The following is an 8,712-nucleotide window of genomic DNA, read 5'->3' on the forward strand; positions in this document are numbered from 1 at the left end:
GACTGTAATGCCTGACCCTGGTGCCCTCACGCGTAGCCCGCCGCCCGACTGGTTAGGCTCGCATATGTGAGCCCTCAACAGTCGAACGCCACCAGGCTCCACATCGTGACGGGCAAGGGCGGCACAGGAAAGACCACGGTCGCCGCGGCGCTCGCGCTCGCCCTGGCCGCCGAGGGGAGAAGGATCCTCCTGGTCGAGGTCGAGGGGCGGCAGGGCATTGCCCAGCTCTTCGAGACCGACGCGCTGCCGTACGTGGAGCGGAAGATCGCCGTCTCCCCGGGCGGCGGCGAAGTGCACGCGCTCGCCATCGACCCGGAACAGGCCCTGCTGGACTACCTGGACATGTTCTACAAGCTCGGCCGGGCCGGCCGAGCGCTCAAGAAGCTGGGCGCGATCGACTTCGCGACGACCATCGCGCCGGGTCTGCGCGACGTGCTGCTGACCGGCAAGGCGTGCGAGGCCGTCCGCCGTAAGGACAAGGCGGGCTGGCGGACGTACGACGCCGTGGTGATGGACGCCCCGCCCACCGGCCGGATCACCCGCTTCCTCAACGTCAACGACGAGGTGGCAGGCCTGGCCCGGATCGGGCCGATATACAACCAGGCGCAGGCCGTGATGCGGGTGATGAAGTCCCGGGAGACGGCGGTGCACCTGGTGACGCTGCTGGAGGAGATGCCGGTCCAGGAGACCGTGGACGGCGTCGCCGAACTGCGCGCCGCCGGGCTGCCGGTGGGCGGCGTGGTGATCAACATGGTGCGGCCGGTCATCCTGGACTCCGAAGCCGTGTGCGCGGCCGCCAACGGGCAGCGTACGGCCGTGGCCAAGGCCCTCTCGCAGGCCGGCCTCGGCGGCGCACGCCGCGGCGGCCACGCGGAGCGCCTGGTGGACCCGCTGCTCGCGCAGGCGCATGAGCACGCCGAACGGGTCGCGTTGGAGCGGCGTGAGCGCGCCGAGCTGGAAGAGCTGGGACTGCCGACGTACGAGCTGGATCTGCTGGGCGACGGTGTCGACCTCGGTGGGCTCTACCGATTGGCTGAAAATCTACGGAAGCAGGGGCTGGGAGTCGCATGAGCCTGGAGAGTCCGGTATTGGCGATCGACCCCCTGCTCGACGACCCGCGCACCCGGATCCTGGTGTGCTGCGGCTCCGGCGGCGTCGGCAAGACGACCACGGCGGCCGCGTTGGGCGTACGGGCCGCCGAGCGCGGCCGGAAAGCGGTCGTTCTGACCATCGACCCGGCGCGGCGGCTGGCCCAGTCCATGGGGCTGAGCGAGCTGGACAACACCCCGCGCAGGGTGAACGGCATCGACGAGTCGGCGGGCGGCGAGCTGCACGCGATGATGCTCGACATGAAGCGGACCTTCGATGAGGTCGTGCTGCAGCACAGCGATCCGGAGCGGGCCCGGGCGATCCTGGAGAACCCCTTCTACCAGTCACTTTCGGCGGGCTTCGCGGGCACGCAGGAGTACATGGCCATGGAGAAGCTGGGCCAGCTCCGCGCGCTCGACGCCTGGGACCTGATCATCGTGGACACCCCGCCGAGCCGCTCCGCGCTGGACTTCCTGGACGCGCCCAAGCGCCTCGGGTCCTTCCTGGACGGGCGGTTCATCCGGCTGCTGATGGCGCCGGCGAAGGTCGGCGGGCGGGCCGGGGTGAAGTTCCTGAACATGGGGATGTCGGTGATGACCGGCACCCTGAACAAGGTGGTGGGCGGCCAGCTGCTGCGCGACGTACAGACCTTCGTGGCGGCCATGGACTCGATGTTCGGCGGCTTCCGCAAGCGGGCGGACGCCACGTACAAGCTGCTCCAGGCCAACGGCACCGCTTTCCTGGTGGTGGCGGCGCCGGAGCGGGACGCGCTGCGCGAGGCCTCGTACTTCGTGGAGCGGCTGGCGGCGGAGGACATGCCGCTGGCGGGCCTGGTGCTCAACCGGGTGCACAGGAGCGGGGCGGAGCGGCTGACGGCGGAGCGGGCGCTGGCCGCCGCCGAGGCGCTGGAGGAGGACGACGAGGGCTCGGAAGAGGCCTCGCCGGAGTCGCCAACTCCCCTCCCCAGCGGGGAGTTCGACGAATCCGCAGAAAATCTTCAAACTGTCGGCATTGTGGATCAGCCGGACGGGAAGGTTGGACTTCGTACCAACTCTCCCGAGTCAGAAACCAAAGAGACCCACACGCACGACGCCTACGACGCGCACCGCCTCGCCGCCGGACTGCTGCGGCTGCACGCGGAGCGCATGCAACTGGTCGCGCGCGAGCGCCGCACGCGCGACCGGTTCGTCTCAGTGCACCCGGAGGTGCCCATGGTGGACGTGGCCGCGCTGCCCGGTGACGTACACGACCTGGCGGGCCTGCGCGAGATCGGCGAGCGTCTCGCACAGGGTCAGCCGACCGCCGCGTAGTCGTCGTACTCGTCGTCGTCCAGCGGCAGCACGCCTGTGCTGCGCTCGTACTCGGTGCGCGCGGTCTCCAGGAGTGCGTGCCACGAGGTGACCGTGGGGCGCCGACGCAGTAGCGCCCTGCGCTCCCGTTCTGTCATGCCGCCCCACACGCCGAACTCGACGCGGTTGTCGAGGGCGTCCGCCAGGCACTCGGTCCGCACCGGGCAGCCGGTGCACACCGCCTTGGCCCTGTTCTGGGCGGCTCCCTGGACGAATAGCTCGTCCGGATCCGTCGTACGACACGCGGCTTGCGTGCTCCAGTCGGTTACCCAGCTGCTCATGCTGGCGCCGTCCTCTCCCGAATCGAGGCTCCCCCACGGCGGCGAGCGGCATATTCACCGCCGCCAGTTGAGGACGTTACGGAAGGTGGGCGCAGCGCAACAGCCCTTTCAGGCCCAATCTTGAATGGCCCGAACGGACTATGGGTACGCGGCAGATCACCCGCGGGAGTGAGCTGGCGACATATCCGACTTAGAGATCAAAGTCGGATATGTCGAGCGTTTCAGTGCCCGAGACCTATGGCATATGACAGGAATTCGGACAGTTCTCATCACCCACAAGAGTGACGGGGATAGACAGACGCACGCTGCGGGTCGCGCCTGCTGTTGTTACAGGATAGGCGAACAGGTGGCCGCACGTCCTGAGAATCGCAACGTACGATGCCCTGCATGGGTCAGAAGCGATCGGGCGGAGGGCTCTCCACAGCCCAGCAGGCCGCCAAGTTCCTCGGAGTCAGCGTCCTGGCGGGCGTCGTACTGGCTGGCATAGCACTGCCCGCCGCCGGCGCACTCGGGCTGTCCGCGAAGGGCACGGCGTCCGAGTTCGACTCGCTGCCGGGCGAACTGAAGCGTCCACCACTGAGTCAGCGCACCCAGATCCTCGACGCGAACGGTGGCCTGATCGCCACCGTCTACTCGCGGGACCGCCAGGTCGTGTCGCTCAAGAACATCAACAAGAGCATGCAGCAGGCGATCGTCGCCATCGAGGACTCGCGCTTCTACCAACACGGCGCGATCGACATCAAGGGCATCCTCCGCGCTCTCAACAAGAACGCCCAGGACGGCGGCGTCGCCCAGGGCGCGTCCACCCTGACCCAGCAGTACGTGAAGAACGTCTTCGTCGAGGAGGCGGGCGACGACCCGACCAAGGTTGCCCAGGCCACCCAGCAGACGCTCGGCCGCAAGATCAAGGAGATGAAGTACGCCATCCAGTTGGAGAAGGAGCTGGGCAAGGACAAGATCCTTGAGAACTACCTCAACATCACCTTCTTCGGCGAGCAGGCATACGGCGTCGAGGCCGCCGCCAAGCGGTACTTCAGCACCAGCGCCAAGAACCTCACGCTGCCTCAGTCGGCGCTGCTGGCCGGCCTCGTCCAGTCGCCGACCACGTACGACCCGATCAACGACCCGGTGACGGCCAAGAAGCGGCGCGACACCGTGCTGCAGCGCATGGCCGACCTCAAGGACATCACGCAGGCGCAGGCCGACGCCGCGAAGAAGGCGCCGCTCGGCCTGAAGGTCAGCAAGCCCAAGAGCGGCTGCATCACCGCCGTCAACGGCGCGGGCTTCTTCTGCGACTACGTACGCGAGATCTTCCTCAACGACAACACCTTCGGCACGACCCGGGCCGCCCGCGTCCAGCGCTGGGACCACGGTGGTCTCACCATCAAGACCACCCTGGACCCCAAGGCCCAGGCCTCCGTACAGTCGGCGATCAGCAGCCACGTCTACGCGAGCGACGAGGTCGCCACCGCCGTCACCCTCGTCCAGCCCGGCACCGGCAAGGTCCTCGCCATGGGCCAGTCCCGCCCGTACGGCCTCGGCAAGAACCAGACCACGATCAACTACTCGGTCAACCGCAACCGCGGCGGCGGCGCCGGCTACCAGCCCGGATCCACCTTCAAGGCGATCACCGCGGCCGCCGCCATCGAGCAGGGGACCAGCGCCTCGCAGGTCTACCCGGCGCCGTACAAGATGAACTACCCGAGCCCGGTCTCCACCTGCAACGGGAGCTGGACGAACACCGACGGCAGCACCGTCCAGAACGAGAGCACCTCGGAGAAGGGCCCGATGGGGATGAAGGAGGCGACCGCGAAGTCGGTCAACACCTACTACGTCCAGCTCATCAGTGACATCGGCGTCTGCTCCGTCACCAAGATGGCCACCTCCATGGGCATACAGCGCGCCGACGGCAAGAAGCTCGACCAGGTCCCGTCGATCACCCTGGGCACCCAGGAGGTCACCCCGCTGACCATGGCGAACGCCTACGCCACCTTCGCCAACGGCGGCGTCTACTGCTCGCCCACCGCCATCGAGTCGATCACGGACACCACCGGCAAGCAGCTGGCCGTCCCGAAGACCTCGTGCCAGCGGGCGATGTCCACCACGACCGCCTCGACGCTCAACACCCTCCTCAAGGGCGTGGTCGAGGACGGCACCGGCCAGCAGGCCGGCCTCACCGACCGCGACAGCGCGGGCAAGACCGGTACGACCGACTCCCGCTATGCGGCCTGGTTCGTCGGCTACACCTCCAACATGGCCGGCGCGGTCTGGGTCGGCGACCCGAACCACCAGCGCAAGATGATCGGCATCACCATCGGCGGCCAGTACCACTCCAAGGTCTACGGCGCCGACACCCCGGGCCCGATCTGGAAGGCCGCCATGACCGGCGCCCTGGCCGGCACGTCCTCCCCCAACCTGCCGACGGTGGCCATCCAGGACACCTCGAACAACGGCAACGGGAACGGCAACGGCAACGGCGGCACGTCGACCGGCGGCACCAACAGCACCGGGCTGCTCGGCGGCATCTTCAACAGCACGGGTAACTCGAGCAACGGCCGAAGCGGTGGCAACGGGAACGGGAACGGCGGCTAAGCCGCAAGCCTGCGGCTGACGGCATGCGTAAGGGGCGCCCCCACAAGGGAGCGCCCCTTACGCGAATCCGTATGTCAGCCGGCCAGCTGCTTCCGCACCTCCGCCGCAACCCGGCCGCCCTCGGCGAGCCCGGCCACCTTCGGGTTCACGATCTTCATGACCGCGCCCATCGCCTTCGGCCCCTCCGCGCCCGACTCCTTGATCGCCTGGGCCACGATCCCGCTCAGCTCCGCGTCATCGAGCTGCTTCGGCAGGTACGCCTGAAGCACCTCGCCCTCCGCGAGCTCCCGCTCCGCCGACTCCTTGCGGCCGCCCTGCTCGAAGGCCTCCGCCGCCTCCCGCCGCTTCTTCTCCTCGCGGGCGATCACCTTCACCACCTCGGCGTCGGACAGCTCGCGGGCCTGCTTGCCCGCGACCTCCTCCTTCGTGATGGCGGTCAGGGTCAGCCGGAGGGTGGCGGAGCGCAGCTCGTCGCGCCCCTTGATGGCGGTGGTGAGGTCGTCCTTCAGGCGCTGCTTGAGCGTGGTGGTCATGCCATCGAGTCTGCCAGGTCAGCCGCCGGGAGGCCGAAAATTTAGGGTCTGTCAGGGCGTCTGTCACCATGGACCGCATGCGCGCGCGATACGGAGTTCCCCTTGGCATCACGGCAGTCGGCGCGGCCTGCGTGGCCTACGCCGCAGGAATCGAATCGCGGTCCTTCCGCCTGAGGCGGGTCGAGATCCCCGTACTCCCCCCCGGCATGCGGCCGCTGCGCGTACTCCAGGTCTCCGACATCCACATGGTCAGCGGCCAGAACAAGAAGCGCCGCTGGCTGCAGTCCCTCGCCGGCCTGCGCCCCGACTTCGTCGTCAACACCGGCGACAACCTCTCCGACCCCGAGGCGGTCCCCGAGCTCCTCGACGCTCTCGGCCCCCTCATGGAACTCCCCGGCACGTACGTCTTCGGCTCCAACGACTACTACGGCCCGAAGCCCCGCAACCCCGCCCGCTACCTCTTCGAGCGCAACCGCGGCCAGTACGGCCTCAACGGCAAGAACGGGCACAGGCACGCCACCGGCGTCCTCCGCAACCCCTGGGAAGGCATCCGCGACGCCTTCGACACCGCCGGCTGGGTCGGCCTCAGCAACACCCGCGGCCGCCTCAAGCTCGACGACGGCATCGACATCGCCCTCACCGGCCTCGACGACCCCCACATAAAGCGCGACCGCTACTCCCTGGTCGCCGGCGGCGTCGAATCGAGCGCGGACCTGTCCCTGGCCGTCGTCCACGCGCCCTACCTGCGCGTCCTCGACGCCTTCACCGCCGACCGCTACCCCCTCATCCTCGCCGGGCACACCCACGGCGGCCAGCTCTGCATCCCCTTCTACGGCGCCATCGTCACCAACTGCGACCTCGACACCGACCGCGTCAAAGGCCTCTCCACCCACGACGCCGGCGGCCACCGCTCCTACCTCCACGTCTCCGCCGGCTGCGGCGCCAACCGCTACACCCCCGTCCGCTTCGCCTGCCCCCCCGAAGCCTCGCTCCTCACCCTGACCCCCCGCCCCGCCTGACCCCCCTGGCCGGGCCTGACACCGAAAACCGGATTTCGTCTCCGGCAGCCGGTCCGCTAGAGTAATCCTCGTCGCGCCGGAGACGGCGCGGCATCGCAGGACCGGGGTGTGGCGCAGCTTGGTAGCGCGCTTCGTTCGGGACGAAGAGGCCGTGGGTTCAAATCCCGCCACCCCGACTTCGTTTAAGCAGGTCAGGGCCTTGATCCACTCAACGGATCGGGCCCTGAGTGCTTTTCTGAGTGTCTTTGGGAGCCATTTGGGAGCCGACCTCGAAATCCGGCTCCCAGTGGCGTCGGTACTGCGATCGGACAGCTTGCGGCATGCTGGGTCCATGAGCAGGTACGCCGCAGCCAGGATCTACGCGCTGCCGGAGTCGCTCGACGAACTGGTCGGGCCGACATCCGGCGCCATGACGCTGCCCCGCCACATCGACTGAGGCCCGCACTACGTGTACGACCTCGCCGATGAGGCCGACCTGCTCCTCATGTATGAGCGGGTCATCCGGGAGGCCCAGGCCCCGGCCGATCTGCGAACCCACCCGAACGCCGCACTGCTGCGTCGGCACTGGACAGATCTGTTCCTGCCCTCCCCCACCCGTACGGCCTGGCAGGCCCGGTTCCCCGAACTCGCAGCTACGGCGGCCGCCGCGTAGTGGACGAACTACTGGCATCACGCCTGCGACGCGACTGACCCTGCCGATGAGACACAGAACCGCGGACCGGAACCCTAAATGACAAGCTCCCTACCTCGAATGGCGCTTCGCGGACGACGGCCGTGGCCTGGTGGCCGGCGGCCCCAGGCGGGGCCCTCGCCCCGCCGAACCCACCCGCGTCATCCGAGCCCGCGGCATATTCGATGCCCCCGAAGAACAGCGGGGACATGACGTCAGACATCCGCCGTCGCCTCCACCGGGAACTGGTTCCACATCCTGCCGTCCAGCGACCGTCCGGCCCGACCCTTGCCGACCCGGCGCATCCGCACCGCTTCCGCCGGGGCGCGGTTCTCGCCAGCCTCCCAGGCCCGCCCACGCGACCGGAACGGCTGGAGGCTGTCGCTGCCGCACTCGCCTAACGGCGGTGGGTTACGCCACTGAAATGCGGGCCTTCCACCCGATAGACCGCGCGTAAACGCCCAGCAGCAGGCCACGGTCGGAGGAGTCCCCTCCGGCCGCCCGGCCGGCTCCACCCCATTTCGCGTTGCCATCCACCACGACCGCCAGGCCGACCACCTCATCGCCAGCGGCCTATCCCGGCAAGTGTCTGACCAGCATGATCGCTCGATGAGCCCAGGGCCTCCGGAGCCGTGTGCGCAGGTTCGAATCCTGCCGGGGGCACTCACTGGAAACCAGCGGAAACAGCCCGCTGATCTGCGAGAGTGCCACTGACAAAGCGCCGGACCCAGTCCCACTGGGTCCAGCGCTTTGTCAGTGCTACACGTTGATCACGTGTGAGGGGCGTGCGAGCGACATAGGCGGATCACTGACCGTCTGACCCCCACCCACCCCATAGCCTTTTCGATCTTCTTGTTGTTCAGCTCCTCAGAAACGACCGTCGTGGTGACGGAAGTGGCGGAAGTGGCGGTGGTGGTGGAAGCGGTGGTGGCGGTGGTGGCGGAAGTGGCGGTGGTGGCGGAAGCCAAATTCGCCGCGCCCGAATTCGCCGCGCCCGAAGCCGCCGCGCCCGAAGCCGTCACGCCCGAATCCGTCACACCCGCAGTCACCGAAGCCGCCACCGAAGCCGAATCCGTCACGCCCGAAGCCGTCACCGAACCCGAATCCGTCACGCCCGAAGCCGTCACCGAACCCGAATCCGTCACGCCCGCAGTCACCGAAGCCGCCGCCGAAGCCGCC

Annotated in this window: 7 protein-coding genes, 1 tRNA gene and 1 pseudogene; 7 read left to right on the plus strand and 2 right to left on the minus strand. The window is 68.5% G+C overall.

Features of this window, described 5'->3' with window-relative positions:
- The first annotated feature begins 66 nt into the window (after positions 1 to 66).
- The gene (locus EFK10_RS22945; protein WP_127357532.1) at positions 67 to 1,071 is read left to right on the plus strand and encodes an ArsA-related P-loop ATPase; all 1,005 of its coding nucleotides are present in this window, start codon (positions 67 to 69) and stop codon (positions 1,069 to 1,071) included.
- Positions 1,068 to 2,399 (plus strand): ArsA family ATPase, encoded by a 1,332-nt coding sequence (locus tag EFK10_RS22950; RefSeq protein WP_127357533.1) that lies wholly within the window; start codon positions 1,068 to 1,070, stop codon positions 2,397 to 2,399. The genes EFK10_RS22945 and EFK10_RS22950 overlap by 4 nt, the downstream gene beginning before the upstream one ends.
- Here the strand turns inward: EFK10_RS22950 and EFK10_RS22955 are convergent.
- A complete protein-coding gene (locus EFK10_RS22955; RefSeq protein WP_127357534.1) occupies positions 2,381 to 2,719 on the minus strand; it encodes a WhiB family transcriptional regulator in 339 nt (112 codons plus the stop codon). The two genes, EFK10_RS22950 and EFK10_RS22955, sit on opposite strands and share 19 nt — an antisense overlap.
- Positions 2,720 to 3,106: 387 nt before the next feature.
- Here EFK10_RS22955 and EFK10_RS22965 point away from each other — a divergent pair, with 387 nt between their 5' ends.
- Positions 3,107 to 5,311, plus strand: a complete 2,205-nt coding sequence (locus EFK10_RS22965) for a transglycosylase domain-containing protein (protein WP_127357535.1) — start codon at positions 3,107 to 3,109, stop codon at positions 5,309 to 5,311.
- A 74-nt stretch (positions 5,312 to 5,385) separates the two neighbouring features.
- Here EFK10_RS22965 and EFK10_RS22970 read toward each other — a convergent pair whose 3' ends face one another.
- Positions 5,386 to 5,844: a GatB/YqeY domain-containing protein gene (locus EFK10_RS22970; RefSeq protein ID WP_127357536.1), complete on the minus strand. Its 459-nt coding sequence runs from the start codon at positions 5,842 to 5,844 to the stop codon at positions 5,386 to 5,388.
- A 77-nt stretch (positions 5,845 to 5,921) separates the two neighbouring features.
- Between EFK10_RS22970 and EFK10_RS22975 the strand changes: the two genes are divergently transcribed.
- The 4 genes and pseudogenes from EFK10_RS22975 to EFK10_RS47695 all read left to right on the plus strand — a co-directional run.
- Complete coding sequence (locus EFK10_RS22975) at positions 5,922 to 6,863, plus strand: metallophosphoesterase (RefSeq protein ID WP_206305552.1); 942 nt, start codon at positions 5,922 to 5,924, stop codon at positions 6,861 to 6,863.
- Between the two features lie 102 nt (positions 6,864 to 6,965).
- Positions 6,966 to 7,039: transfer RNA gene (locus EFK10_RS22980), tRNA-Pro, on the plus strand.
- A gap of 272 nt (positions 7,040 to 7,311) precedes the next feature.
- Complete coding sequence (locus EFK10_RS50770; RefSeq protein WP_240677405.1) at positions 7,312 to 7,515, plus strand: hypothetical protein; 204 nt, start codon at positions 7,312 to 7,314, stop codon at positions 7,513 to 7,515.
- A gap of 873 nt (positions 7,516 to 8,388) precedes the next feature.
- Positions 8,389 to 8,712, plus strand: a pseudogene (locus EFK10_RS47695) (hypothetical protein); the annotation flags it as partial.

The organism is Streptomyces soli (assembly GCF_003999195.1).
Lineage (GTDB): Bacteria > Actinomycetota > Actinomycetes > Streptomycetales > Streptomycetaceae > Actinacidiphila > Actinacidiphila soli.